This is a genomic window from Polynucleobacter ibericus, from assembly GCF_018687955.1.
GTDB classification, from domain to species: Bacteria; Pseudomonadota; Gammaproteobacteria; order Burkholderiales; family Burkholderiaceae; genus Polynucleobacter; species Polynucleobacter ibericus.
In genome coordinates, this window is sequence record NZ_CP061309.1 from 1,112,829 (window position 1) to 1,138,998 (window position 26,170).

Here is a 26,170-nt window from a genome sequence, read left to right on the forward strand (position 1 = left end):
AGTCAATTAGCGGATGATAAATAAATTTAAAGTAGACATCAGATTTACTGACTCTAGGCTTTGATGGTAGTTTTCTGAGTTACGTGAACGCGCAACGTTTACCACCCCAGAATTCCGGATAGATGGCACATCATCATAAGACTGCACAAGGCTATCCCCACCTCTTAAAACCACTGGTATTGGGGCTGGCTGAAGTACAGGTCCTGGCGGGAATGGTGAGATATTTCCTGCAAATGGATTTTGTCTCATCGCTGCAAAGGCGGCCGGATTATTATTCATGGCATTAATTCGATTTGCGTATTTACCTTCTCTTGGCGGGCTTGCTTTAGTACCAGCCGCCACCTTATTAGACGCATCCTTAGGTGCAGGCTTATCGCCTTCTTTAAATCCCTTGGCATATTTGCTAACGTACTTAGAAGGTGCAATGGCTGCTTTACCAGACCTATCTTTTGAATCTGCCTTATCCACACCATCTTTAACGGATCCACTCCTCTTCGCCTCATTACTATTGTTGTTAGCGCCATCTTTGCCAGAAGTCGAACGATTTGCAGGCGGTGGTTTTGCAGCAGCTGGAGGTGGCACAGGCTTATTGGCAGCTGTATTGGAAGAAACAACTCCTGTTGCTGGAGGCGGCGGAGCGGGTGCTGCCGTTGGTGTAAGTTGAATACTGCCATCAGACAATACAACCAAAGGCTGCGGCTTCACATTCTTTGGCGCGCTACCAGCATCTCCTCCGGTAGCAGACCCCCCTGCACTCGTGGACGCAGGCGGTGGCGGAGGCGCAACCATCGGAGCAAGCAAAGATGAAGTCTCAGGTTTAGCTGAGCTTGGTAATGCCAGGGGCGAAGTAAATGCAGCCGCTGGTGGGGGTGGAGGCGGAGGTGGAGGCGGTGGAGATGGAGCTATGTTTGTAGCTGTTGTAATTGTTGTAGCTGAGGCAGCAGGCAGCGGACTCGTTACATTCAGTTGAACAGGTATAGATACCAATAAAAATTGACCGGAATCAGCGCCGCTCAGAGTTAAACCTTTGACCTTCAGATTGGAATAACTACCCACTCCAATGGTATTGGTGATAGTGCTGCCGTTACTAGAGTAGCTTGGCGTGCCTGCAATCGATAAGTTTGCGTAGCTTCCTGTACCTAGAGTTACCTCAGTACCAGATGCATTCAGAATTTGATAACCCAAACTCAAGGAACCAGAGGCGGCTGAATTTGTCCGCTCCCTGATAAATAGAACGTTACTTAAATCAAAGCTTGAACTAGGCATACCCGCTGATAATGCATTATCAGCAAAAATGGTTGATATCCCTGATACCTCGGCGTAAATTGTGCCGCCAGTACCAACAACTGAATTAGCTCCCAGAATACCGCCACGCAAGTCTATGGTGCCAGTATTGGCAATCAATGAAATTGCCCCACCATTACCCGAACCCACTCCACCAGCTGTGACATTTCCCGCTAATGTGATGTTGTCAGCCACCATATCAATCAGTCCGCCAGCACCAACAGTTCCATTTGCTTGCAAAAAACTACCCGACCGAGTGTAAATATCGGTAGCACTTAAATAAATAGAACCGCCCGTCGATCCGTTAGCCAGAACCTCTGACGTACCTTCTAAACCTACCACTGTATAGCTACCCGCAGTTAATTGGATGCCCGTTAATTTGATCACGTTGCTGGCAGCCTGTGATGCTTCAGAAACGATCAGTATCGAAGGGTCATTCGCAGCGGTACTGTAGTAAATCCTATTCACACCCAAATTACCGGCAAGCGAATTCAAATCTACTGGAGTTGGAATAGTTGCAGGAACGAGCGGTGAGCTGACGTTTAATCTCAGAGCGCCAGAGATAAAAATAGATTGCGCCAAAAGCTCGATCGCATTACCTAAAGTACCAGCGCCACCAAACAAGTAGTTGCTTGTCTGAATCCTGCCATAAGAGATGATTGTCTGCGCTTGAATTGTTACCTTTGAAGCATCAATTGAAGACCCTACACCCAGATACGCAATCGACGAGTTGATAACAACATCCAAGTTTTGACCGGTAATACTGCCATTCAGTAGAAAATTACCTGCAGCACTAAGCGTCAATGTAGTGTAGTTAGTGCCGGCCTTGAGAATATGAGCCCCACTATCGATGGTCATTGCACCACTGCCATTCAAAATACAAATACCCAAACTACATGAAGTGGTATATGCATTCACTGCAATAGTGACATTCCCATTGGATAAGGCGTTCGAAATAATATTGGCGGTAGCGGCATTAATGAATAGATCAACTGGGTCCAGCAACCAAGAACCTACCCGTCCGTTTGTCGCACTGGTATTGATGCTGGCACTAGGCGCCAGACTCACATACCCACTAGAGCTAGTCTCAATAAAGCCGCCATTACCCGCTAAGAGTCCGCCTACAGATTTGAGAATACCTGCAACGGTTGTTTTAAGCTCCGACCAAATACCAATAGGACCACCATTGCCTTGTTGCGTAGCAGAGGTATCAATCGTGGCATTTTGCTCGATGGTCACGGTCTTGGCTAACTGCTTACTTATGGCAGCTTGATCGGCAAGGTCCTTAATTATTGCTGCATTAGTATCCGTTGATAGTTGATTGTTCTGGCGATTCACTTGCGTACCGCCAGTAATTTGGGTGCTTGCTAAGCCGATATTCACTTGTCCACCACCCGTTGCTCCGGTTGCTGTAGTGGCAGAGTTAGCGGCTAAAGTGATGTCATTGCCAACCAGGTTAATTTGCCCACCGTTAGACACCTGGCTATTAGAGCTTACGGTACCGGCCTGCGTGATCTTAGCGGCAACGAGCTCAATCACACCGCCATTATTAATCGCAGATGAAGCGCTGATCACGCCAGTATTCTTGATGACAGAGGCCATCAGTTGGTTTGCAGCTCCTGCAGCCATTACCACCAAACCGCCTGGCGCCTCAATCACGTGCTTATTGGAAACCAGTCCGTTATAAACACCTTGATCAACCTTAATTGCTAGAAGACTTTGGCCCTGAATCCTTAGTGTAATTTGAGAGCCTGAGGCAAGTGCAATAGCACCATCCTTCTGCGCCAGTAGATAGCCATTGTTACGGACTTCAGGCGCTAGCAAGGCAATAAAGCCCCCCTCAGAACTGGTCGGATCTGTTTGGTTGGTTTGAATGGTTCCCTTATTGATGATCTTGCCAGCTTTGCTACCAACCCCAGAACCATCATCCTTAAAGTTCATCATGCCATTCATAAACTCTTGATTGGCTATATTTAAAGTTGAGGCCACTACAGCCGCAGCATTCACTTCAGCACCTCTGCCGAAAGTAACACCATTCGGATTAACAAAAACAACTTGTCCATTGGCTCTCACAGCGCCATCAATCATAGATTGACTTGCACCAGTGACACGATTAAGCACTACTGAATTTGCATTAGGTTGATTGAAATTCACGGTAGCATTTTTACCAACATTAAAGCTATCCCAATTGATAACCGCACGTTGCGAATGTTGATTCACATTCATTGTTGCGGAGTTGGCAGTTTGGGTTTGTGCAATTGCAGCGCTACCAGCGACAACTTGCCCGTTGGTGGGTAGTGCGTTTGGTGCTGGGGTTGGAGGGGCTGCTTGGGCAACGCCAGGCAGCACGCACAGAAAAAAAGAAAGGCTTGATACAGCCCTAACTACAGAAGAAAGGGAGTCAGAATTAACAAGAAGAAAGCGCGAGGATGAAATCCTAGAAAAATCGATCAAAAGCATCCAATTAGCAACTTAATGCCTTGATTTTACAGGGATTAACCCCAAAAAGCAGCGTCTTGGACCAAATATGAGGGTCCAAACACTAAAAAGGGTAGAAATTGGAAGAAGAAATGGTGCCCGAGGCCGGAATCGAACCGGCACGACTTTTTTGAGTCGGCAGATTTTAAATCTGCTGTGTCTACCGATTTCACCACTCGGGCTCGCACTAACAATAAAGCCGTGCTAAATAAATCAAGACAGGAAAGATTTTAGCACGCAAGCCCTTTATGAACCCTTGGACCCCTTTTTACCCCAAGCTCCATGGAAGGCCCTCTTAAAGTAACTAAAATATCCTGATGAATGATCCGAGAAAATCAACTGGCTATGGCAAGCTTTTAAAGCTTAGTCTGTGGTTTCTTGGTTTGAGTCTTGCGATCTGCGTAGCTGCTTCCCTGGCTTACCTCTATTTCGCTCAGTCGAATATCTCCGGTAAGCGCGCAATCAAGGGTCTTGGCGATTCAGTGGTGATTAGTTTTGATGAGGTTGATATTCCTCACATCAAAGCAAAAAGTCAGGCGGATGCCTTCTTTGCCTTAGGTTACATTCATGCTAGTGAGCGCTCCTGGCAACTTGAGATGAATCGCCGTATTGCAAGCGGACGACTCTCAGAAATATTAGGAAATGACACAGTCAAGATAGATCGATTTGTACGCACGCTCGGTATCAAGCGTGCAGCTGAACGTCAATTTGATCGTTACCCAGTTTCTGCCAAACGATTATTACAAGCCTATGCTGATGGTGTAAATGCTGGCAATGCTCAATTAGGATGGGCTCTTCCAGTAGAGTATTTTTTGACGGGATCAAAGCCGGGTCATTGGTCGCCAACGGACAGCGTTGCCTGGATGCTGATGATGGCTTATGACCTTGGCGGTAATTGGCAGAAGGAATTGCAAAGACTTGAACTATCTCAGTACCTCACAACGAAACAAGTCTGGGAAGTAACGCCCCCTAATGAACCAGGCGATCCAGTGAGTAATATGGATTTTGCCAAGCTTTATAAAGAGATGAAGGTATTTCATCCAACGCCAGGTCCTGCAGAACGCAAGCCGCAAAATTTACCCGCTACTGAATTAAGTCAGTGGGAGCAAATGGGTGGCAAAGATGGCATAGGCTCAAATAACTGGGCCCTAAGCGGAAAACTCAGTAGCACTGGCAAGCCGTTGCTCGCCAATGATCCTCATCTAGGGCTGTCTGCACCGGCCATCTGGTACTTTGCCCATCTCGAAGCTCCCGGCTTAAATGTGATGGGCGGTACCCTACCCGGCATACCCGGGGTGGTTTTGGGAAGAACGGATAAGTTTGCCTGGAGCTTTACCAATACAGGGCCCGATGTTCAAGACTTATATATAGAGCAAATTGATTCTAAGAATCCGGGCATGTATCGTGGTCCAGATGGCCCACTCCCCTTCAAAGTTCATCAAGAGATCATCGACATTAAAGGATCTCCTTCACTGACTTTTCTGGTGAAGGAAACTCGGCACGGTCCCGTCATCTCAGATTCTCACGCGCGAGCGAAGCGTACGATTGATGCAGATCGCTTCGTCCTTGCTCTACGCTGGACAGCGCTGGATATTGAGAATCAATCAGTCGTTGGCTTACTAGATATGAATCGAGCAACTGATCTCGATCAATTTAAGCAAGCATTACGCAAAAATTACGCCCCAATGCAAAACGTCGTCATGGCAGATGCTGAAGGCAACATCGCCTACCAGGCAGCTGGGGTTGCACCCAAAAGAATGCTACATCATGGCTTGTACGGGGTGGCGCCAGCGCCCGGCTGGGAGCGTCAATACGATTGGAATGGCTATGTTCCTTTTGAGCAACTTCCTGCAAGCAATAATCCTGAGCAAGGATGGATTGCGACTGCCAATCAAAAAATCATTGCAGTCAATGATCCCAATCCTTTAACGGGTGATTGGGAGCTGCCAACACGCTATGACCGGATTGTTGACCTCATCAAATCTAAAAATATTCATTCCATCGTTGATATGAAAACCATGCAAGCGGATACCTTATCGCTTGCAGCCACACCACTACTAGAGCTATTTAAATCCAGCCAAGGCGCACATCCATTAAGCGCCAAAGCAATGGAGATTGGCAGAGGTTTTGATGGTGATATGAAAGTAGATAGCGCTGCTGCTCTTTTATTTAATGCTTGGGCCGATCAACTCACGCGCAATCTTTTCAATAGATTGGGTTATTTGTTTTCTGAAAACTATGGGACCCGTAATTACCGTGCGCCACTTCTCAATCAAGTTAAAAACTCCAATAGCCCATGGTGCGATGATCCCAAAACTGAACAGATCGAATCATGCCAAGACTCCTCCAATCAGGCACTTGATAAAGCTTTGGACTACTTGAGCAAAGAGTATGGCGACGATCCCAAAGCATGGTCTTGGGGTAAGGCGCATACTGCTATTTCGGAGCATCGCCCCTTTAGCAAGGTGCCCCTGCTCGGAAGCCTTTTCAATATCAAGACACCCTTTCCGGGAGATGGCTTTTCTATCAACGTCGGGCGCTTAGAGCTCATGCAGTCGAAAAATCCTTACGAGACTCTTCAAGCTCCAAGCCTAAGGACAGTCTTTGATTTGTCAGATCTTGAAAAATCACTCTTTATCTATCAAACAGGTCAATCTGGATGGGTGCAAAGTAAGCTGTATCGCAATATGAACCCTCTTTGGGCAAATAATGAATATCTACCCTTGCAGATGAAGCCCGAAAAGAGTAATCGCCAGCTAGAATTGCTGAATAAGTAAACTACAGCTGTTTAAAATGCCATATCAATGTCAATCGTCATTACCAAGGAATTAATCCCCATGAAATCGATTACCTCTCTGCTTGCCATTTCAGCCGCATTATTAACTAGTGGTAATGCAGTTGCTGCTTGGCAAGAAATTGGTCAAAATGATCAATCCACAGTCTTTGTGGATACCGCCACCCTACAAACCCAAGACAATCTTGCTCAGATAATGTCAATGCTGGACTTCAAGAAACCAGGTCAAGATCCCCAAACCAAAGAAAATGTGAATTCAATTATTGGTCTGAATGAATATGACTGCAGTACTGGAAAATATCGTCCGATTGAATTTAAGGTATTCACCGGTAATCGCGGCAAAGGTAAAGTAGTAGCCGATCAAAAGACTCCTGATAGCGTTTTTGAAGCCATTCCAAATGGCTCATGGGCTGCTGGGGTATTTAACGTTGCGTGCCGCAGCAAGTAAATTTCTATCTCTGCAATTGACCCTAGTTCGCTGGGGTCTTTTCAGCTGCGCATTAGGGTTTTTGACAGCATGTGCTGCCCCTCTAGCAATGCTCAGCAGTTCAGGATCAGCAGCGGCCAGTGCAGTTGGCACCGCTGCTGTAGCGAATCCAGGAACCGCAGCAAGCCTTGCCTCTACCGCTACTACAGGCAAGTCCCCGCTGGAGCACGCAGCATCTGCAGCCACCAAAAAGGAATGCAGCTTCTTTAATGTACTTGGCTCTAAACCCATTTGTGTCGATATTGTTCTACCAACAATTACCGATAATAGTCAGCCCTTTTTTGGGCCCGCAGACTTATCAACAGAAACTGCTAAACAATAAGTTTCTCGCCTAACCCGATGCATGACATAACAGTCTAAAATCACAACTACTACGCAAGCTACTGACGACTTACTATGACTACCGAAAACTACTATCTCACCCTCACCTGCCCCAATAAACCTGGCATCGTTGCTGCGGTTTCTACCTATATTTTTGAACTAGGCGGGGACATTGAAGAAGCTCAACAATTTGACGACAAAGCTTCGAAACGCTTTTTTATGCGCGTCAGCTTTAGCTGCCCTGCAAACGCAGAAACTCTCAGAGCAGGCTTTCTGGAAATTGCAAAGCGTTTTGAACTTACTTGGGATTTGCGTGCAGTTAAAGATCTCAAACGCGTATTAATCATGGCTTCCAAGCTGGATCATTGCTTGGTAGACCTTCTGTATCGCTGGCGTATTGGCGAATTACCTATGATTATTTGCGGCATTGTTTCTAATCATCCTCGCGAAGTCTATGCCAGCATCGATTTTGCTGATATCCCCTTCTACCATTTACCAGTCACTCCCGATACCAAACCTGCTCAAGAAGCCAGACTCCTAGAAATCATTGCAGATTCAAAAGTGGATATGGTGATCTTGGCGCGTTACATGCAAATCTTGTCTGATGATTTGTCGTCCAAACTTTCCGGTCGCTGCATCAACGTACATCATTCATTCCTGCCTAGTTTTAAAGGTGCCAAACCTTATCACCAGGCACATGCTCGTGGCATTAAATTAATTGGAGCTACCGCCCATTTTGTAACCAGCGATTTAGATGAGGGTCCGATCATTGAGCAAGACGTTACTCGCGTTACTCATGGCGATACACCGGATGATTTAGTTCGCAAGGGGAGAGATTTAGAGCGCGCCGTTCTCTCCAGAGCTCTACGTTACTACTTACATGATCGAGTACTCATCAATGGCGCAACTTCAGTTGTCTTTTCTGACTAACTGAATTGAACTCGCTCTAGGGCCTTACCCCTGGCGATTCAAGGGGTAGGCCTCTTGCTCGCCACATCAGAAACAACTCTAGCTGAGCCATTTCGGGAGAGCCGTATTCAAATTGTTGAGCTCTAACACCACTCATACAATTACGTAAGCGTCGCTGTAAAGATCCCATGGTTTGCCACTCCAAGCGGTAGATGGGATAAGCATTCGGATGCCCTTGAGGTATGAGGCTACCGCCCAGCTTTAAGCCCGCTCTTTCTTCATGACATTGTGCGCACGATAAATTGAGTTGCCCCATGCGCTCATTAAATGAATGACGACCTTTTTTCATGAAGGGTGCGTTAGCAGAATTTTCTCTAACCGTAATTGGCATTCCTTTCGATTGAAAAGCAACCAGTGCTGTTAAAGCCAGAAGCTCTTTACTCTCATAGGCTAATGCTGGAGATGATTGCGCACCAACACGACATTGGTTGATTTGCCCCTCCAAGGTCTGCAGCTTACCTTTAATCACTTTTGGAAATTGAGTCGCGACACCAAGCATCGATTTTTTGGCATCACCATGACAAGTGCTACAGGACTTATTTTGTGAGCCTAACTTCTGCTGCCACAAGGCTTCACCATCTCCCACCCAAAACATGGCAGGGTTTAATGAAGGGTCATCCTGCATTGCCTTGTTTTCAGGAGACATTAATTCATAACTAGATTGCTGTTTGGGTGGCGCTGCACTTACCACTCCGATAAAAAAATAGGTAATTATCAAGAGATAAATACGGCTCAGAAAACGAAAGGATTGTTTATTCACGAAACGGTAATGCGTGCCTGGTTGACTGCTTCGTAGCCATCATCTCCAATCCACTTAAATTGAAGCGTTCCCGACTCTACAGCGACGGTGGTAAAGATAATTAAAGGGTTGGCTCCGATACCTGAATAGAAATCTGCTTTAAACACCTCTACATTGTTATAGGTGCAGGTAAAGGTGCGAATAATGTCCCGAGGAATTTGCTTGCCGTTCTCGGTATAGCGAAAGCCAGACTCCATATCGTGTTGTGCAATCGCTCGGATCTCAATAACGGAATCCTTTTTGGCCGTCGTCGGCATCGTAATGGATGTACGGGATGTCTTACTCATATCATCTCCGTGCAAGCTGAAAGCGTGACTAATGTTTCGGCAGAACCCTGCCAATAACTACCATTACTCATCTGCGCAATTGCCCAAACCTTCTGACTATCAGCTAATCGCACACGCGTAGTGACATTGGCGCTTCCAGAGCGTGGGGTGAGATAAACAGTGAAGATATTTGGCAGTGGATTGCCTTCGGCGATCACATGAATGGTTTTCACATAGTCATTAGCAGTCATGGGGCTCTCAACGCTCACTTTGAGTACAACCAAGTTGCCATTCTCTACCAGCGGGGGGATGGTTAAGGTGACCTTACCAGTGCGTATAACTGCTCCGCCAGCGATCTTTTTAATTGCTTCATTGGCATCTTCTTTTTTGGCAAAGGCAGCTAAAGGGTTTGCACATAAGCCAATCGCTAAAACTCCAAGACCTTGAACCTGCTTGAGCCAGTGTCGTCGATGATGTTGTGTAATTTTCTTCATCTCAATTTCAGTTAACTTGGATTATTCAAAGTGACTAAGAAAGCAATAACATCTTCTATCTCTTGACCATTCAAAATCGTTTGACCAACCAATTTCGGGGCCACTCGATTCAAATGACTAGTTTGATAATAGGCAGGCATGATGGTTTGCGGATTAAAGTGTGCGGCATTAACAAGACGTGCCCTTAATTGAGCTGCATTTAGACGTGCGACACTCACTTTAAGATCAGGCGCTAAATTTCCCTGAAAACGCTCCTCTGGAAATGGGCCGCTATGGCACAACAAACAGAGTCCCGTCTGACGACTTGCAACGATTGCCCTACCCCGCACTGCATTACCGGGCTCATTAGAAAGGGACTCGAAAATCGAGTCCCCTGTAATGACTTGAGCGTTTGCACTACCAAGATCGAGGATGCCTAGCAATAAAAACGCTAGTGCAATCCTCTTACTCATGGACACAATTTCACAATGGGCTCTTAGACCAACTTAATGCCGCTGTTTTTGAGAGGCACTGTACGCAGACGTTTACCAGTTGCACGATAAAACGCATTGAGAACCGCCGGAGCAGCTACTGCAATCGTTGGTTCGCCAACGCCACCCCAGTCTTTGCCACCGCCTTGAATCACGATAGTTTCAACTTTAGGCATTTGAGAGAGTCGAATCGAATTAAAAGTATCGAAGTTCTTTTGAACAACGGCACCTTTTTCGATCGTAATCTCTTCCTCAAATAATGCCGATAAGCCGTAAACAAAAGAGCCGGAAACCTGACGAGCAACTTGCGCAGGATTCACGACATAGCCCGGATCGGTAGCGGCAACAATGCGATGAATCTCCACTTCGTTACCATTTTTCACAGAGAGCTCACAAGCTGCAGCAACATAGCTACCGAAAGAACGCATTTGCGCTACGCCACGGAACACGCCTGGAGCTGCCGGCTTAGTCCAACCAATACCATCGGCAACTGCATTCAGAACAGCTATGGCACGAGGAAACTTTTCCATATGCTTACGACGGAACTCCACCGCATCAACGCCAGTAGCCTCAGCCATCTCATCCATAAAGGTTTCGAAGAAGATCGCATTTTGATTCACATTCACGCCACGCCAAAAACCTGGCGGCACATGGGTGTTGCGCATTGCGTGATCAATATTCAGACTTGGGAAGCTATAGGTGATGCCATGCTCACCTGTTGTATCAAGACCTTGGGATACAAGAGGATCCTTACCTTTATTAGCCTCCACCACTGCTGGACGAACGGCTGCCAAAATTGATTGGCCTGATAAGCGCATGTTGACAGCTGTGACATTCTTTTTATCATCAATGGCAGCAGACATTTTGCACATCATCACGGGGTGATAGCGACCTTGCGTCATATCCTCTGAGCGACTCCAAATCAACTTAATTGGAGTACCTGGCATTTGCTTGGCAATATTTACGGCTTGTGTGGTGTAGTCCTGGAAAGCGCCGCGACGACCAAAGCCGCCACCCAAATTCACCTTATACACATTGCATTTATCAGCAGGAAGCCCGGAAGCGGCAATCACTGCCGCTAAGGAGGCTTCGCCGTCTTGCGTTGGAACCCATGCTTCACAAGAGTCGGCAGTCCACTTCGCGGTGGCTGTTTGTGGCTCTAAAGTTGCATGATTTAAGAAGGGATAGAAATAGGTGGCCTCTAATGTCTTGGAAGCACCAGACATCGCCGCCTTTACATCACCATTGGAGTTGAGCACAAATGTATCGGTGGCGTTAAGACCCTCTTCCAGCATCTTCTTGATAGAGGCGCTAGAGACATCACCATTGGCACCGTTATCCCAGATAACACTCACTTGATCCAAGGCGGCTTTTGCTTGCCAGAAAGTCTCGGCGATCACTGCCACAGCAGAGTCACCGACCTGAACTACTTTTTTCACGCCCTTCATGCCCTGTGCTTTAGTGGCGTCATAACTCTTGACCTTGCCACCAAATACTGGAGATTGGTTAATGGTTGCGACCAACATGCCTGGCATCTTTAAGTCAATTGCATAGATTTGTTTGCCAGTGACCTTGTCTGCCGTGCCATCGATACGATTAACTGACTTACCAATTAGCTTCCAGTCTTTTGGATCCTTGAGCGGCACTTCTTTAGGCGCCTCTAGCTTTGATGCTGCTACAGAGACTTTACCGAAAGTAGTTTTCTTGCCTGATGGTGTGTGTGTAATAACACTGTCTTGTGCGACGCACTCTGCAACAGGAACATTCCATTGATTGGCCGCAGCTTGAACGAGCATCATGCGTGCAGCAGCACCGCCTTTACGTACATACTGTTCTGATGTACGAATACCACGGCTACCACCTGTGGAATAACTACCCCACACTTTATTGCGCTTTAAATTCTCACCAGGTGATGGATAGTCATAAGAAACTTTTTTCCAATCGCATTGCAATTCTTCTGCAACCATCTGAGCCAAACCAGTGATTGTTCCTTGGCCCATTTCGGAGCGCACGATCCTTACAACAACGTCATCATTTGGCTTGACTACTACCCACACACCAATCTCTGGAGTAGCTAATGGTGTCATTGAAGTAGTGCCTGTACCCATTGCAGCATGTGCAGTGGACATCACAGAAAGATCAAAGCCAATCGCTAAACCTGTAGCAATGGCGCTAGAGCCAATAACAAAGTGGCGGCGGGAAGTGTTTGTATTTGTAGTCATGTATTTTCCCCTTAAGCTTTGCTTACAGCATGGATAGCTGCGCGTACTTCTTGGAAGGTGCCGCAACGGCAGATATTAGTAATGGCTGCATCAATCTGAGCATCCGTAGGCTTGGGCGTATTACGCAATAAAGCAGTTGTTGCCATCACCATGCCAGACTGGCAGTAACCACATTGAGGGACTTGATTTTCAACCCATGCCTTTTGCACCTTAGAGAGCTGACCATTCTTTTCCAAACTTTCAATGGTCTCAATCTTTTTACCTTCAGCAGCAGATACTGGTAAAGAGCAACTACGAATGGCTTGGCCTTCAAACAATACTGTGCAAGCACCACATGCACCAATACCGCAACCATATTTGGTACCAGTCAACCCAACTTGTTCACGAATGACCCAAAGCAATGGGGTTTCTGGATCCACATCCAATTTGTATTTCTTACCGTTAACGGTTAACTCAGCCATGAGTGCTCTCCTGTAAATTCTTCTATTATTTTTGGGGCATTCAATTACCCCTGCTTTTGGTATGTTTATCTTACTTAAGAATTAAATTATTGCTATGCAACATAAATTGGGGGTTGTAAGATCAAGCAATGATTTTTGGACTCGTACAAATCCTCCTCTTTCAAAGCCTCGGTGAGCTTGTTTCTAAATTCCTCCTACCAACTTTGCCTGGCCCGGTCATTGGCTTAGTCCTGTTGGTGCTGTGGCTGGTGTTGCGCAAAGGAATTAATAGTGAGCTAGCCATGGTGGCCGATGGGTTTAGCCAGTACCTTGGCCTGCTTTTTGTGCCGGCAGCAGTTGGAGTGGTGCTTTTTTTACCTCAATTACAAGCCAATGCCCTGGCCATCATCAGCGCACTGATTGGTAGCGTCATTCTCACCATCTCCTCAACTGCTCTAACCGCACGTTTTCTGAGCAAGAAAGAATCTCATGAGTGAGAAGCACTCGATTGTGGAGATTTGGGTCTATTTATCTGGTAGCCCACTCTTCGCCTTGTTTATCACGCTAGCCGCCTATCAAATTGGCTTAAGTATTTACAAGGCGACACATCAGAATCCATTAGCTAACCCAGTGGCTATTGCTATTCTGATTGTGGCAACAACGATTCAATTTATTGAGATGCCTTACTCAACCTATTTTGAGGGTGCTCAATTTATTCACTTCTTATTGGGCTCAGCAACTGTGTCTTTAGCCATTCCGATTTATCGCGGTTTAAGTAGTCTCAAAGGCCGATCTATTCCAATCACTGCCTCGCTTTGCATTGGTGGCTTGGTCTCGATTTTTAGTGCTGTTGGGATTGCCAAACTACTGGGGGCTGACTCCAGTATTACGGGTGCCATGTACCCCAAATCGGTTACAGCACCAATTGCTATGGGTATTGCAGAGCGTATTGGTGTCTCACCCACTCTTACCGCCATCTTCGCAGTCAGCACCGGAATTCTGGGGGCAATTCTTGCGCCGTTTGTTTTCAATGCATTGGGCATGAAGGCATGGTGGCAAAGAGGCTTTGCCATTGGCATTGGCGCCCATGGTATCGGCACTTCACGCGCCTTTAGCATTCACCCAGAGGCAGGCACCTATGCGAGTCTAGCAATGGGTATGAACGGCGTGGTGAGTGCCGTTGCAATACCTATCATCTATCACATATTTAATAAGTAATTTTTAAGCGGCCAATAAATCCGGAATCTGGGCATGCTTTACTTTTGGCTTAATAGTCTTTCTGGCCTTCCACAAATCATATGCGGATTGTTCAGCCAACCAAATACTTGCATTGCCGCCGTTTTCAACACCTAACCATGCCTCAATTCTCAAAGCCATTTCAGGTGAGATTGCAGCCTTAGCATTTAATACCCGAGATAAAGCTGCTCTTGTAACCCCAAGCTGCTCTGCAGCTGCAGTAACAGTGATCCCTAAGGCAGGCAAAACGTCATCACGCAAAGTCAGTCCTGGATGTGCGGGGCTATGCATTTTTCTCATTTTTATCATTAGTGGTAGTCCTGATAATTCACCAATACTACATCTTCACCTTCAAATCTAAAAGTCACTCTCCAGTTGCCACTAACGTAAATGGAATAATGTCCGACCAGTTTTCCGCCTAAAGAGTGCAATCGCCAACCAGGAATATTCACATCCTCCCAATTTCGAGCTTCATTGAGCCTGGTCAACTGACGCGATAGGCGTGGCATGATTGACTTGAATGCCAGCACGGCTTCCGGTTTCAAAAAACAATTGCAATCCTTTGTGCTGGAACGAATTAATCATACCATATTGTATAGCGTTGCTATACAATTATTCAAGCCCATTTAAAACCTAATTTTTGCTTGGTTAATTGACTTTCATTGCTACATCAATTGCCTCACCTAAGACATTACAGAGAAATTGCACCTCATCTGGCGTGGAGATGAATGGAGGGCCTACAGCGATACAGTCGCCCGCTACACGCACTAGTGCCCCTCTCTCGATACATGCCTCGAGTACTTTCATGGAGCGCAAACCAGGCTTGCCCGGAACAGGGTCAAGCTCTACTGCGCCAGATAATCCAAAGTTACGAATATCCAAAATTCCGGATTTGCCTTTTAATGCATGCAGCCCATTTTCTAAAACAGGCTCTAGTGCTTTAGCTCGATTTACTAAATCATCAGACTCAAAGATATCGAGCACTGCATGACCGGCGGCAGCTGGTATTGGGTGCCCTGAATAGGTATAGCCGTGAAAGAACTCAATCGCCTGCTCTTGTCCGCCATTAGCGATGATGTTGTCATAGATATCGCCGCGTACAATCACACCGCCCAGCGGAATCACGCCATTAGTAATTCCCTTGGCGAAAGTAATCATGTCTGGAGTAACACCAAAGCGATCGGCGCCAAAGTTCGCACCTAAACGACCAAAGCCAGTAATTACCTCATCAAAGATTAGCAAAATGCCATGCTTTGTACAGATCTCGCGAATCTTTTGCAAGTAACCCTCTGGCGGAACAATTACACCCGTAGAGCCTTGAACAGGCTCCATGATCACCGCAGCAATCGTATTGGCATCTTGTAAGGCAACGATCTTCTCCAACTCTTCAGCCAAATGAGCGCCCCACTTTGGCTGCCCTTTTGAGAAAGCCATTTGCGATAGATTCAAAGTGTGAGGTAAATGATCAACCCCAGGAATCATCATGCTGGCAAACATTTTTCGGTTAGCAACCATGCCACCTACAGATATGCCGGCAATACCAACACCGTGATAAGCCCGATCTCGCCCAATCAGACGAATACGAGATGCATTGCCCATCACACGGTGATATCCAATGGCGATCTTCAAGGCAGTGTCTACGGCCTCTGAACCCGAATTCGTAAAGAAGACTTTGTCCAAACCCTTGGGCGCCATCTTCGCAATTCGAGCAGCCAAGCTAAAAGTAGTTTCACTAGCCATCTGAAACGCTGGGCAATAGTCCATGGTTTCAAACTGCTTTTGAATGGCTGCACCAATACGAGGATCAGCATGCCCTAATGGGGAGCACCAAAGCCCCGATAAGCCGTCAAATAACTTACGTCCTTGATCATCAAAGTAGTAAGCTCCCTTAGCCGACCGCATGATCTTCGGATGGTGCGCAAAGTAGCGGTTAGGAGTAAATGGCAGCCAATAGGCTGACATATCAATCCCGCCGCTTGTTTTATGAGGTGTTGTCATGCGTCTCTCTGATTTAATTGTTTTAAATACTAGATTCTGAATTTCTAATACTATAGTACTCATCTCACCATTGGACTCTTAAATGAACCATTTCAAATCCCTACTTTTCACCCTCCTTGGACTCCTGACTGTCAGCAACTCGGCTCTAGCAGCTCCTGAAACAGATTGGCCTAAAAAACCGATTGTTGCGATCGTTTCATTCCCAGCGGGCGGCTCTACCGATGTATTTGCAAGAAGCGTAGCGGCCCCTCTCTCCGAAGCCTTGGGTCAGTCGATTGTGGTGGAGAACAAGCCTGGAGCAGGAGGCATGATTGGTTTAGGCGCTGCAGCTAAAGCTGCGCCTGATGGTTACACCATCCATATCAGCGCAATGACCAATCAATCTATTTCTTCAGCGCTATTTAAAAACCCACCCGCTGACTTGCAAAAAGATTTTGCACCAGTGGCACTTATCGGCACCATTCCACACTTAATTGTGGTGAATCCAACCGTACCCGCAAAAAATCTTCCAGAGCTGATTGCGTTTATCAAATCCAAAAAAGGTGACTTTAATTACGCATCACAAGGCAATGGTAGCCTCTCGCACCTAGAGTCGACTCTATTCATGCAACGCATTGGCGCAACGGGCACCCATATCCCATACAAAGGAAGTAGCTTTGCCTTGCCTGATTTGATTGCTGGCAATACCTTGATGATGTTTGATAGCGTGACTGCATCACTTCCACATATCCAAAGCGGTAAGCTACGTCCGATTGCAATCGCTGCAGCAGATCGCTCACCCCTCATGCCAAACGTGCCGACCCTTGGACAAGACGGTATGAAACAGTTTGATGTAGAAAATTTCTATGCTGTTTATGTACCCAAAGGGACTTCGCCAGCAATCATTGCAAAATTAGAGCGAGAGATTCGGAAGATTTTGACCAATCCAGATTTCAAGGCACGGATGGCAACGCAAGGCATTCATCCCCAGTTTGCAAACTCAGAGAAATTGGCTGAAATTACTGCCGAAGAAGCAAACAAATGGACGAAAGTAGTAAAGTCAGCGAACATTAAAGTTGATTAAGTCTCTATAAATAGATAAGCCCCTTATGTTGATATCCCCTCCCTTTGGTGGCGGTCGTGCACCCGTTCTCGCCAGAAATACTGTTGCAAGTTCTCAGCCCCTCGCTACTCAAGCGGGTATTGAAGCTCTGCAAAATGGTGGTAATGCAGTAGATGCCGCTCTGGCAACCGCTATTACGCTCACCGTGGTTGAGCCAACGATGAATGGCTTGGGAGGCGATGGATTTGCCATTCTGTGGGATGGTAAAAAAATACATGGCTTAAATGCTTCGGGACGAGCTCCCGCTGCATGGACTCCTGAATACTTTGCTGGTAAGTCGGCCATGGATTTGATTGGCTGGAATACTGTCACTGTTCCAGGTATGGTTGCTGGCTGGATAGAACTCTCCAGAAAGTTTGGCAAGCTACCTTTTGCTCAATTATTTAAACGCGCGATTGATTACGCAGAAAATGGATTTCCAGTTTCACCAGTCATTGCACGACAGTGGCGTGAAGCGATTCCGATTTTAAAAAATCAACCAGGGTTTGCTGATTCATTTTTGATTGACGGCAAATCACCGCAAGCAGGACAAATCTGGAAATTCCCTGCGCAAGCCATGACTTTGAAAGAAATTGCCGCTACCGAAGGCGCATCTTTTTATAAAGGCCCACTTGCACAGAGCATGGTGGATTTTGCAGGGGCTACTGGTGGGTGCTTTACGATGCAAGACTTTGCTGATAATCAGCCAGAGTGGGTTGAGCCGCTGGCTTTTGATTATGGCGATTACACCCTTCATGAGATTCCCCCGAACGGCTCGGGTATCGCCGCGCAAATTGCTTTAGGTATTTTGCAAGCAGCCAATGTAAAGCAATACCCCGCTAATTCTGCGCAGCGTATTCATTTGCAAATTGAAGCCATGCGGATGGCATTTGCCGATGTCTATGCTTATGTTTCTGACGCCAAATCTATGCAAATGCCAGTGACTAGTTTGCTAAATAGAGATTACTTAGCAAGTCGTGCCGCAATGATTGATCACAATCAAGCCGGAAGTTATGGTGCTGGTGATCCGCATTCTGGTGGCACTGTTTATCTTTGCGCTGCAGATGAATCCGGCATGATGATTTCGTATATTCAGTCGAACTTCAAAGGTTTTGGATCGGGTGTTGTTGCTCCGGGTGGTATTGCTTTTCATAATCGTGGCATGAGCTTCCGGCTAGAAGATGGTCACCCCAATCAAGTTGGTCCTGGCAAGCGCCCTTTCCACACGATTCTTCCCGCATTCCTCACGAAAGATGGCAAACCCACTATGGCGTTCGGAGTTATGGGGGGCAATATGCAACCTCAAGGTCATATGCAGTTTGTGATGCGCTTTGTAGATGAATACCTTAACCCACAAGCATGCTCAGATGCGCCACGTTGGCGTATCGATGATTTGGGCAAGCTCACTGTTGAAGCAGCGATGCCAGCAAGTGTTGTGGATGGTTTGAAAGCAATGGGGCACGAAGTTGCCGTAAAACCAGCCAATAGCCTGGACTTTGGTAGCGCACAAGCAATTGCGAAGTTAAGTGAAGATGTGGATTCTGCTTTTATTGCTGGCAGTGATCACCGCAGAGATGGCTTGGCGGCTGGATTTTAAGGTGCAAGTTAAGCTGCAGAAAAGTAGTCTACCAATACAAATTGCTATCTGTAGTGTTAGAGAATTGACCCAACAATAAATCATCATCGCCATCTCTGGCGATAGCTTCAGCGCCTTCACGCCGCCCTACTCTCACCCTCTTGTTGGGCACTTTGAGATATAACGCGCTCTTACTTGACGTGGCAGCATGTTCATTTTTGATGTTGATTTCATTTGTCATGAGAATAGAAATAGTGAAATGGCATTGCAATTTTAATAAGACTACTCTGCAAAAATTTTCTGAAATGAATTCCAGTATATCTATTGGGGGATTGATTCCTTCACTCATTCATAGGCTCACCAATTTGATAATATATGTATATACAATAATGAGGTGAGAGCATGAAGAATCTGGTCATTAGTCCAGCTATTAAAGAAAAATTGCTCCAAAAAACATGGCTTAAGCCGAAATGATGTCGAACAGTGCTTTATCAATAGAACGCGCTCTTACCTATTAGATAATAGGCTAGATCATCAAACAGATCCGCCAACTGAATGGTTTATCTCGGAGAATGATCACGGAGTACTCATTAAAGTGGTGTTTGTATTTAATGATGGAATGATCTATTTAAAAAGTGCATTTCCGCCAAATTTAACAGAAATTCGTATATACAATACAATATCAATACCTTACTAAAAATACTATCTTTAACGCATTGACTAACAATTACAGCTTATAGGCGAGGAAAGCGATGATCGCAAAAACAAAGAAGGTAAAGATTCAAAACACTGCTGAGGCTTGGGAAGATGGTGAATTGGGCATGGATATTAAATATGCCAGAGCGGTAGATAAAAAAATTGGAACTCAAATAGATGAGGCCCTAGGACTGCAGATGATCTCCATTCGCCTTGAAAAAGACTTAATAGACTCTTTCAAACTCTTGGGTACAAAATATGATATGGGCTATCAGCCTCTCATGCGTGAGGCTTTAAAGCGGTTCGTTGAAGGTGAATTTAAGTTGATTGCCAGTGAGGCTCTTGAAAAACAAATGGCAGTTAAACCAAAAGTCAACGCCGTCAGAAGGATAAGAAAAGTTGCTTAAGACTTTATTTCGAGGGTAAGCAATTCAGATAGAACCGCTTGATCTCTTGATCACAACTCACATCTTTGGGTTCAATCGGTCTTTGTAGAGAAATACCTTCAATTGTTTTGCAGCGACTTAAGGCAACATAGACCTGCCCCGACGCAAACGCGCCTGATGAGAGATCAACCTTTACCTTATCGAGTGTTTTGCCTTGGCTCTTATGGATGGTGACCGCCCAAGCTAGCATGAGTGGTATCTGGACATAAGTGCCGATGATGCTGGGAGATATCTTTCCTGACATCATGTCGTGATCATAGCGATATGATTCCCACTGATGACCGGTCACTTCAACGGTATTGGCGTAAGGTCCGTTTTGCACCATGACCTTCACCTTATCGGGTAATAACTCACGCACCACCCCAATCGTGCCATTCACCCAACGCTTCGGAAAGCCTGGGTCCGTAGCTGTGAACATCACTTTTGCCCCTACTTTCAAGGCAAGATTATTTGCGGACGGTAAATTGCGCTCGTCAACATTGAACTTTCCGGTCGTTTTACCGTTATAGACCTTGATATCAGCAGCAATAGCACGCAGCCCAGCGCCATTGATCTGATCCGCCCTAGCATTGGTAGTGGTCAGCGTGATCGTTTGCTCATCTAGCACTTCATCCTTACGAAAGCACTGCGCATTGAGAGTGTCAATAGCTTCATCGACGTCTTGATTAATTCGAATACGGTTTAACAGGCCTGCAAAGTGTTCATCCTTTTGACGGAAGATCTTAGATAGCTCGACCATGGTGACATCTTTGCGATGTAGCGCCATGGCACAAAAGAAGTAAGGCCCCTCATAACCCCGATCAGCCAACACCTGCATATCGCCACTGGATACCACGGGCGGCAACTGAAATAAATCTCCCACGAACATAACCTGAATGCCCCCAAAGGGCTGACTTTTATGAGGTCCATTAGCGCGTAAAAATAAATCCATTGCGTCCACTACATCAGCTCTCACCATTGAGATTTCATCAATGATGAGTAAGCGTATGTCTTTATAGAGACGCTTATCTTTGAGAGGTTTGATATCTTCCTCGGGAAAGATTAAGCGTGGTGGCAATCTAAAGAAGGAATGAATGGTCACCCCTTTGACTTGCAATGCAGCTACGCCAGTAGGTGCAACAACAACGACGTTACCGGGGATGGTCTCCCGCAGATGGCCAATTAAGGTCGTTTTACCTGTGCCTGCTTTACCGCTCACGAATATATAAGGATCGTGACGCTCGATTGCCTCAATTACCGCTTGGTAATCGGGGGTGATTTCAATTTCGGAAGAATCTATAACAGGACTAGTCATGCCTTATTGTTTCACGGCATCAGCCACACACCGAAATCCGATATAAACCACTGCTATATCACCAGGCTTGGACTCTACATCGGACTCTTGCTGCCGCTCCGGGCCATACCACCAGGAGGCACCACGCGTAATGTATCCGCCATTACGTTCGGTAGCGGTCCATTCCCAAACATTGCCACCCATGTCATACAAGCCATTGACACCTGGTTTAGTGGTTTTAGTAGTCACATGCCCTGTACCGCGATTGAGCGCACCTGCAGGCGCTAAACCTTTGTAATCACCACAGCCATTAAGGCAATGAGAAACCGTTGGAGTACTACCCCCGGGAAATGGGTAACGCTGACCTTTAGTGTAGCCAGCGGGAGGATTGGCTCTTTGCTCCAAGAAGGCAGCTGATGTCCACTCAGACTCTGCAGGTAAGCGTTTACCGTAATAACGACAAACTGATTCCGCCTCTTTTTGATTGAGATGCACTGCAGGCTCTAGATCGTTGGCAGTAACTCCATAGGGGGTCTTCCATGTCCAGCCGGGTTTTTGTACAAAGCCACCTTCATAAGTGAGACCACCGCCCTTTTTCTCGGCAGCACTCACAAAACCAGTGGCAGTTGAATATGCTTTGACATCGGCGATATTCATTTCGGTTTGATCCCAGATCACGTTACCAATTTGCACAGCAGAAATGGTAGAACTAGGCGCGCCTTGGCTCGGAGTAGATCTGAGCATGAAGTAAACCGCAACAGCAGTAAGCACTAAACCAAAAAGAATGGTGGAGATATCAAATTTTTTCATGGGTACTCAAAATATTAAGGGGATCAGATGCAGACCAAAATCTAGATCAGATCTTTCAATGTAGTTTTCACCATATGCTCACCATACATCACAATGGCGTTTCTACCCTTTGATTTGGCAGCATACATAGCAGCATCGGCATTATTCATTAAATCAGTAGCATTGAGGCCATGGAGAGGAAAAATGGCCACTCCAATACTAGCGCTAGTGGTCAGAAGGTTTCCATCAGCATCTATCGGATCGATTAGAGCTGAACGAATTTTTTCCGCCACACTCATGGCAGACTCCTCGGTCCCGACATCGGGTAACAAAACAATAAACTCATCTCCACCAATACGGGCAACGGTATCTGACTCACGAAGACATTGCTGCATGCGTTGTGCAACTTCAATCAATACCGCATCTCCAGCTGTATGGCCATCTACATCATTGATAGTTTTTAGATTATCGAGATCGATAAAGAGTAATGCCAGATTTGACTGCTTGCGCTTACATGCCGTTAAAGCCGTTGAGAGACGATCAGAAAACAGGGTTCTATTGGGTAACTGAGTCAATGAATCATGATGAGCGTGATACTTATTCTCAGCACTCCTTCTGTAAGACAGTAGAAAGGTATAGGCGCCAATAAAAATAATGATGATACTTAATACGCTGGCGATTAAAACACCGAAGGCATTTTTATACCAATTGGATAGATATAAAGTTTCTGGAACTACTACGCCCACAATAAAAGGATACTCGTTTACTTTGCGATAAGAGATCATTCTCATTTCCGGATCTGCATTCTGTCTTGTAAAGCCGGTTTCGGAGGAGAATACAACGCCATTGCCATTTTCTGCAGCCGCAAGAGATTGATCAATAAAGGGATTGGTATTAACTTTACCAATCTGATTCTCTACCAAGGGCCAACGGGTTAATAAAGTCTTGTCAGTTCGATAAAGAGTGATTCCAACCCCCTCGCCAATATTGATACCAATTCTTTCGTAAAGCGAAGAAAACACTTCTACTGAGACACCGGTCAATATCACCCCGAGAAATTCATCGTTTTTTCCATTAACCCTTTTGGCTAGATAGAACACCCACTTGCCATTACCCTTATTACGAACCGGGAGACTATAAAAAGTTTCAGAGTCATTGTGATTTTTTAAATAAGTGAAATAGTCTCGTTCAGACAAATTAATATCAGGAGCAGGATACGAGCGGGAAAAGTTCAGAACTTTTCCGTCACTACCAACAAATGTAGCGACGTCCAATATGGAGTTGGACCGAGTCTTTTCTTCCAGCAAATCAAAACTCTTTTTGCTTGAGGCAAAGGTACGATAGCTTTTTTCGCTTTCAATTTTCTCTACTTCAATCACATCCTCAATACTTTGGAGCACCGTATTAGCAGAAAATATAATCTGCGAGGTATGCTCAGCGAGAATTAACGACAGGGTTGAAATTTGTTCAGCACGGTCATCCACCGTATTCCGACGCAATAGATACCCCGAAACAACCGCGTTAATGGCGAAGATAAATGCCAGGAGGGCTGCACCCCCAATAATAAACAGTGAGTTGCGTCGAATAACTGACCTTGGTTCAAAGCTTACAGTCATAACTCGTCTTTATACAGTTGAGATATTTGCAAGAAGTTATCTTTTTCTTGCATAAAAGCTTCTACCACCAAGGGATCAAATCGCCTCCCCTTAAGACTCACGATTTCAGCACAGGCCTCCTCATGAGACCATTTCTTTTTATAGACCCGCTCACTGATTAATGCGTCATAGGTATCAGCTAAGGACATCAGACGTGCAGCCAATGGAATTTCCTCACCCTTGAGTCCGTGTGGATAGCCAGAGCCATCCCAGTTCTCATGATGACAACCAGCGATATTGATTGCGGCATCCAATACATTGGTGTGTTTAGCATCCTTAAGCTTAGCTGCGGTCAGGACGTCCTGCCCAAGAGTGGCATGGGTCTTCATAATCAACCACTCTTCATCCGTCAAGGATCCTGCTTTCTTCAAAATAGTATCCGGAATACCTACCTTACCAATGTCATGCAAAGGGGCAGCCTGCACAATATATTCAATATTCTTTTTGGATAATTCATCTGTATAGGCACCACTAGATTTGAGTCTTTCAGCTAAAGCGCGTACATAATTTTTTGTACGGAGTATGTGGCTACCAGTTTCATTATCACGAACCATTGATAGTGCATTTAGACTGTTCAGCATGCCATCTTCAATCGCACGTGAGCTACGTCGATATTCATGCCAAAGCTTTTCCATGTAGTAATTGGTAATCAAGATGCAAATCGTAGCAATCGCCAGTATTGCACCGATACGCATGGCGAAAGCAAAACCATCCTCTAAATACAGGGTTCCAGGATGTGCAGAGTCCCCCAGTGCCAATAACGAACGAATAACTCGGGTACCTAGTTGGAATACTTCAACACCAATCAATAATTTAATTTGATAGGCATTGTCTTTTTTGAGCAACTGACTCAAAGATACAATCTGCCATACACAAAAGATACTAAGAACGGTATTCATTAAATGAATTCGGTCTTGTGTTACACCAAAGAAATGTAGGTAGAGGTAGGCTAAAGAAGCGCCAATAAATATGGCACTAGCAGCAATCTTGCTGGACTGCTTAAGAGTGCCATTCCAAAAACTAAACAGTAAAGAGATGTTGGCCATGCCAGCAATCAGGAAGATATTTGCCAAAGGCAAAATTACCTTACCACCCCATGGAGCAGTGGCATAACCCAACATAGAAGCCGCTAAGAAGCTCAAGCCTGCCGGCCAGTAAATTACCCTAAATTGAGCGCGATCATCATCCTTATTCGCCAAGAAACGGGCCATCAGCCCTATTAGGATGACAAATACAGCAAAGTAAAAGGTTTGATTAGCTAACTGCATGAAATACCGAATAAATTAGGCCAAATAGAAGCCGTTAATCCATAATGTACCCTATTCCCCAGCATTACAAAACATAATCAATTACTAACGTTTTCTTTATTTAAATTTAATCATCTCGTGATCCGCCTAAGCCTCTTTCGATTTTGTCTTGTGAGTTTTATTCTGGCTCTAACGGCACCGCTAACAGCCTTTGCGCAGGATGATTGGATTCAATTTAAATCCGCCTTTATTAAGAATGGTCGTGTGATTGATAAGGGCCAAAATGGCATCAGTCATACCGAGGGTCAGGGAATGGCATTACTGCTGGCAGTTCAAAATAATGATCCCGAAACATTCTCCCAAGTTTGGAATTGGACCAAATCCAAACTGCAAGTGAGGGACGACAAGCTTTTTGCTTGGAGTTGGTCCCCCCAGACTGGAGTAAACGATAGCAATAATGCGAGTGATGGCGACTTGTTTATTGCCTGGGCTTTATCACGGGCATATACCAGATGGAATGAGCCCAGTTATTTATTTGCTGGCATTCAAGTCAGTCAATCTATTCGCGCAAAGCTTTTACGCAAAACTACTAAGGGTACTGTTTTACTTCCTGGGGCAAACGGCTTTGAAAAACCAGAATTCTTAAAACTCAATCTCTCCTACTGGATCTTTCCAGCGATTAATGAGCTCTCCATTTTGGATCCAGCGCCTGAATGGGAAGAATTGAGAGTGAGTGGCTTAAGGTTGATAGAAGAAGCTAGGTTTGGTAAGTGGCAACTACCGTCCGATTGGATCACATTGGAGGGCGAGAAGGTCACACCTGTGGATGGCGATCAATTTGGCTATGACGCAGTCCGCATCCCCTTATATTTAATTTGGGGTCAGCAGGCTACACCCTCTTCTATAAAGCCCTTTCAAAACTTCTGGGGATCTTATGCCGGCAAATCTCCACCTGCCTGGGTCAATGTGAGCAATGGCGAAACGGCAACGTACAATGCATCAGAGGGCTTTCAGAGTATTGCCGCAATGGCACTTGCTTATCCCGCTTTAGATTCAACTCTTCTACCAAGCTTCAATCCATCTCAAGGATATTACTCTTCGATGCTGTCTCTATTTACTCAAATGGCCTTAGAGGATCTGAAAAAGTAA

At 45.7% G+C, this 26,170-nt stretch carries 25 protein-coding genes and 1 tRNA gene; 10 read left to right on the forward strand and 16 right to left on the reverse strand.

Going from position 1 to position 26,170, the window contains the following annotated elements:
- Positions 1–6: 6 nt before the first annotated feature.
- Together AOC20_RS05685 and AOC20_RS05690 are read right to left on the reverse strand one after the other, a co-directional pair.
- Positions 7–3,633: a two-partner secretion domain-containing protein gene (locus AOC20_RS05685; protein ID WP_215359191.1), complete on the reverse strand. Its 3,627-nt coding sequence runs from the start codon at positions 3,631–3,633 to the stop codon at positions 7–9.
- Between the two features lie 222 nt (positions 3,634–3,855).
- A tRNA-Leu gene (locus AOC20_RS05690) sits at positions 3,856–3,944 on the reverse strand.
- Between the two features lie 135 nt (positions 3,945–4,079).
- On the opposite strand from AOC20_RS05690, the gene AOC20_RS05695 reads away from it, so the two are divergent.
- The 4 genes from AOC20_RS05695 to purU all read left to right on the forward strand — a co-directional run bounded on the left by AOC20_RS05695 (position 4,080) and on the right by purU (position 8,294).
- A complete protein-coding gene (locus AOC20_RS05695) occupies positions 4,080–6,539 on the forward strand; it encodes a penicillin acylase family protein (RefSeq protein ID WP_215359193.1) in 2,460 nt (819 codons plus the stop codon).
- Between the two features lie 27 nt (positions 6,540–6,566).
- A complete protein-coding gene (locus AOC20_RS05700) occupies positions 6,567–7,004 on the forward strand; it encodes a surface-adhesin E family protein (protein ID WP_251373065.1) in 438 nt (145 codons plus the stop codon).
- Between the two features lie 88 nt (positions 7,005–7,092).
- Positions 7,093–7,365 carry a hypothetical protein gene (locus tag AOC20_RS05705; protein WP_215359195.1) on the forward strand — a complete coding sequence of 91 codons (273 nt, stop codon included), beginning with the start codon at positions 7,093–7,095 and terminating at the stop codon, positions 7,363–7,365.
- 74 nt (positions 7,366–7,439) lie between these two features.
- On the forward strand, positions 7,440–8,294 hold the full coding sequence (gene purU, locus AOC20_RS05710; RefSeq protein WP_215359197.1) for a formyltetrahydrofolate deformylase: 855 nt from the start codon (positions 7,440–7,442) through the stop codon (positions 8,292–8,294).
- A gap of 16 nt (positions 8,295–8,310) precedes the next feature.
- On the opposite strand, the gene soxA is transcribed toward purU, so the two are convergent.
- Genes soxA through AOC20_RS05740 form a run of 6 tightly spaced genes read right to left on the reverse strand, consistent with a single transcriptional unit; the run spans position 8,311 to position 13,045 of the window.
- Positions 8,311–9,093, reverse strand: coding sequence for a sulfur oxidation c-type cytochrome SoxA (soxA, locus tag AOC20_RS05715; protein WP_215359199.1), 783 nt, complete (start codon positions 9,091–9,093; stop codon positions 8,311–8,313).
- Positions 9,090–9,419, reverse strand: coding sequence for a thiosulfate oxidation carrier complex protein SoxZ (locus AOC20_RS05720; RefSeq protein ID WP_215359202.1), 330 nt, complete (start codon positions 9,417–9,419; stop codon positions 9,090–9,092). The genes soxA and AOC20_RS05720 overlap by 4 nt, the downstream gene beginning before the upstream one ends.
- Positions 9,416–9,892 carry a SoxY-related AACIE arm protein gene (locus AOC20_RS05725; protein WP_215359204.1) on the reverse strand — a complete coding sequence of 159 codons (477 nt, stop codon included), beginning with the start codon at positions 9,890–9,892 and terminating at the stop codon, positions 9,416–9,418. The genes AOC20_RS05720 and AOC20_RS05725 overlap by 4 nt, the downstream gene beginning before the upstream one ends.
- 11 nt (positions 9,893–9,903) lie before the next feature.
- Entirely contained in the window at positions 9,904–10,344 is a 441-nt protein-coding gene (soxX, locus tag AOC20_RS05730; RefSeq protein ID WP_215359206.1) for a sulfur oxidation c-type cytochrome SoxX, read from the reverse strand.
- A 23-nt stretch (positions 10,345–10,367) separates the two neighbouring features.
- Positions 10,368–12,584: a xanthine dehydrogenase family protein molybdopterin-binding subunit gene (locus AOC20_RS05735; RefSeq protein WP_215359208.1), complete on the reverse strand. Its 2,217-nt coding sequence runs from the start codon at positions 12,582–12,584 to the stop codon at positions 10,368–10,370.
- Between the two features lie 11 nt (positions 12,585–12,595).
- Positions 12,596–13,045, reverse strand: a complete 450-nt coding sequence (locus AOC20_RS05740; RefSeq protein WP_215359210.1) for a (2Fe-2S)-binding protein — start codon at positions 13,043–13,045, stop codon at positions 12,596–12,598.
- A 128-nt stretch (positions 13,046–13,173) separates the two neighbouring features.
- Here AOC20_RS05740 and AOC20_RS05745 point away from each other — a divergent pair, with 128 nt between their 5' ends.
- Positions 13,174–13,521, forward strand: coding sequence for a CidA/LrgA family protein (locus AOC20_RS05745; protein WP_215359212.1), 348 nt, complete (start codon positions 13,174–13,176; stop codon positions 13,519–13,521).
- A complete protein-coding gene (locus AOC20_RS05750; RefSeq protein WP_215359214.1) occupies positions 13,514–14,242 on the forward strand; it encodes an LrgB family protein in 729 nt (242 codons plus the stop codon). The genes AOC20_RS05745 and AOC20_RS05750 overlap by 8 nt, the downstream gene beginning before the upstream one ends.
- Positions 14,243–14,245: 3 nt before the next feature.
- Here the strand turns inward: AOC20_RS05750 and AOC20_RS05755 are convergent, their stop codons facing one another.
- The 3 genes from AOC20_RS05755 to aptA all read right to left on the reverse strand — a co-directional run bounded on the left by AOC20_RS05755 (position 14,246) and on the right by aptA (position 16,258).
- A complete protein-coding gene (locus AOC20_RS05755) occupies positions 14,246–14,560 on the reverse strand; it encodes a HigA family addiction module antitoxin (RefSeq protein WP_215362214.1) in 315 nt (104 codons plus the stop codon).
- Positions 14,561–14,568: 8 nt separating this feature from the next.
- Positions 14,569–14,805, reverse strand: a complete 237-nt coding sequence (locus AOC20_RS05760; RefSeq protein WP_433915447.1) for a type II toxin-antitoxin system RelE/ParE family toxin — start codon at positions 14,803–14,805, stop codon at positions 14,569–14,571.
- 103 nt (positions 14,806–14,908) lie between these two features.
- Positions 14,909–16,258 (reverse strand): omega-aminotransferase AptA, encoded by a 1,350-nt coding sequence (gene aptA, locus AOC20_RS05765; RefSeq protein WP_215362216.1) that lies wholly within the window; start codon positions 16,256–16,258, stop codon positions 14,909–14,911.
- An 82-nt stretch (positions 16,259–16,340) separates the two neighbouring features.
- On the opposite strand from aptA, the gene AOC20_RS05770 reads away from it, so the two are divergent.
- On the forward strand, positions 16,341–17,321 hold the full coding sequence (locus tag AOC20_RS05770) for a Bug family tripartite tricarboxylate transporter substrate binding protein (protein ID WP_215359217.1): 981 nt from the start codon (positions 16,341–16,343) through the stop codon (positions 17,319–17,321).
- A gap of 25 nt (positions 17,322–17,346) precedes the next feature.
- The gene (locus tag AOC20_RS05775) at positions 17,347–18,936 is read left to right on the forward strand and encodes a gamma-glutamyltransferase family protein (RefSeq protein WP_215359219.1); all 1,590 of its coding nucleotides are present in this window, start codon (positions 17,347–17,349) and stop codon (positions 18,934–18,936) included.
- Positions 18,937–18,964: 28 nt separating this feature from the next.
- On the opposite strand, the gene AOC20_RS05780 is transcribed toward AOC20_RS05775, so the two are convergent.
- Positions 18,965–19,156 (reverse strand): hypothetical protein, encoded by a 192-nt coding sequence (locus AOC20_RS05780; RefSeq protein ID WP_215359222.1) that lies wholly within the window; start codon positions 19,154–19,156, stop codon positions 18,965–18,967.
- Positions 19,157–19,667: 511 nt separating this feature from the next.
- Here AOC20_RS05780 and AOC20_RS05785 point away from each other — a divergent pair.
- Complete coding sequence (locus AOC20_RS05785) at positions 19,668–20,018, forward strand: BrnA antitoxin family protein (protein WP_215359224.1); 351 nt, start codon at positions 19,668–19,670, stop codon at positions 20,016–20,018.
- 4 nt (positions 20,019–20,022) lie between these two features.
- Here AOC20_RS05785 and AOC20_RS05790 read toward each other — a convergent pair whose 3' ends face one another.
- The 4 genes from AOC20_RS05790 to AOC20_RS05805 are packed head-to-tail and all read right to left on the reverse strand — an operon-like array spanning position 20,023 to position 25,042.
- Positions 20,023–21,351: an ATP-dependent DNA helicase gene (locus AOC20_RS05790; RefSeq protein WP_215359227.1), complete on the reverse strand. Its 1,329-nt coding sequence runs from the start codon at positions 21,349–21,351 to the stop codon at positions 20,023–20,025.
- Between the two features lie 3 nt (positions 21,352–21,354).
- Entirely contained in the window at positions 21,355–22,140 is a 786-nt protein-coding gene (locus tag AOC20_RS05795) for a formylglycine-generating enzyme family protein (RefSeq protein WP_215359229.1), read from the reverse strand.
- Positions 22,141–22,181: 41 nt separating this feature from the next.
- On the reverse strand, positions 22,182–23,735 hold the full coding sequence (locus AOC20_RS05800; RefSeq protein WP_215359231.1) for a bifunctional diguanylate cyclase/phosphodiesterase: 1,554 nt from the start codon (positions 23,733–23,735) through the stop codon (positions 22,182–22,184).
- Positions 23,732–25,042, reverse strand: coding sequence for an HD-GYP domain-containing protein (locus AOC20_RS05805; RefSeq protein ID WP_215359233.1), 1,311 nt, complete (start codon positions 25,040–25,042; stop codon positions 23,732–23,734). Before AOC20_RS05805 ends, AOC20_RS05800 begins: the two co-directional genes overlap by 4 nt.
- 150 nt (positions 25,043–25,192) lie before the next feature.
- On the opposite strand from AOC20_RS05805, the gene AOC20_RS05810 reads away from it, so the two are divergent.
- Entirely contained in the window at positions 25,193–26,170 is a 978-nt protein-coding gene (locus AOC20_RS05810) for a family 8 glycosyl hydrolase (RefSeq protein WP_215359235.1), read from the forward strand.

Coding starts and splice junctions, on each gene's coding strand:
- AOC20_RS05800 (WP_215359231.1), bottom strand. CDS start 23,735: ATGACTGTAAGCTTTGAACCAAGGTCAGTTATTCGACGCAACTCACTG.
- AOC20_RS05725 (WP_215359204.1), bottom strand. CDS start 9,892: ATGAAGAAAATTACACAACATCATCGACGACACTGGCTCAAGCAGGTT.
- AOC20_RS05750 (WP_215359214.1), top strand. CDS start 13,514: ATGAGTGAGAAGCACTCGATTGTGGAGATTTGGGTCTATTTATCTGGT.
- AOC20_RS05695 (WP_215359193.1), top strand. CDS start 4,080: ATGAATGATCCGAGAAAATCAACTGGCTATGGCAAGCTTTTAAAGCTT.
- AOC20_RS05795 (WP_215359229.1), bottom strand. CDS start 22,140: ATGAAAAAATTTGATATCTCCACCATTCTTTTTGGTTTAGTGCTTACT.
- AOC20_RS05785 (WP_215359224.1), top strand. CDS start 19,668: ATGATCGCAAAAACAAAGAAGGTAAAGATTCAAAACACTGCTGAGGCT.
- AOC20_RS05740 (WP_215359210.1), bottom strand. CDS start 13,045: ATGGCTGAGTTAACCGTTAACGGTAAGAAATACAAATTGGATGTGGAT.
- AOC20_RS05745 (WP_215359212.1), top strand. CDS start 13,174: ATGATTTTTGGACTCGTACAAATCCTCCTCTTTCAAAGCCTCGGTGAG.
- AOC20_RS05755 (WP_215362214.1), bottom strand. CDS start 14,560: ATGAGAAAAATGCATAGCCCCGCACATCCAGGACTGACTTTGCGTGAT.
- AOC20_RS05705 (WP_215359195.1), top strand. CDS start 7,093: ATGCTCAGCAGTTCAGGATCAGCAGCGGCCAGTGCAGTTGGCACCGCT.
- AOC20_RS05805 (WP_215359233.1), bottom strand. CDS start 25,042: ATGCAGTTAGCTAATCAAACCTTTTACTTTGCTGTATTTGTCATCCTA.
- AOC20_RS05790 (WP_215359227.1), bottom strand. CDS start 21,351: ATGACTAGTCCTGTTATAGATTCTTCCGAAATTGAAATCACCCCCGAT.
- AOC20_RS05735 (WP_215359208.1), bottom strand. CDS start 12,584: ATGACTACAAATACAAACACTTCCCGCCGCCACTTTGTTATTGGCTCT.
- purU (WP_215359197.1), top strand. CDS start 7,440: ATGACTACCGAAAACTACTATCTCACCCTCACCTGCCCCAATAAACCT.
- aptA (WP_215362216.1), bottom strand. CDS start 16,258: ATGACAACACCTCATAAAACAAGCGGCGGGATTGATATGTCAGCCTAT.
- AOC20_RS05700 (WP_251373065.1), top strand. CDS start 6,567: ATGTCAATCGTCATTACCAAGGAATTAATCCCCATGAAATCGATTACC.
- AOC20_RS05780 (WP_215359222.1), bottom strand. CDS start 19,156: ATGACAAATGAAATCAACATCAAAAATGAACATGCTGCCACGTCAAGT.
- AOC20_RS05720 (WP_215359202.1), bottom strand. CDS start 9,419: ATGAGTAAGACATCCCGTACATCCATTACGATGCCGACGACGGCCAAA.
- soxX (WP_215359206.1), bottom strand. CDS start 10,344: ATGAGTAAGAGGATTGCACTAGCGTTTTTATTGCTAGGCATCCTCGAT.
- AOC20_RS05770 (WP_215359217.1), top strand. CDS start 16,341: ATGAACCATTTCAAATCCCTACTTTTCACCCTCCTTGGACTCCTGACT.
- AOC20_RS05775 (WP_215359219.1), top strand. CDS start 17,347: ATGTTGATATCCCCTCCCTTTGGTGGCGGTCGTGCACCCGTTCTCGCC.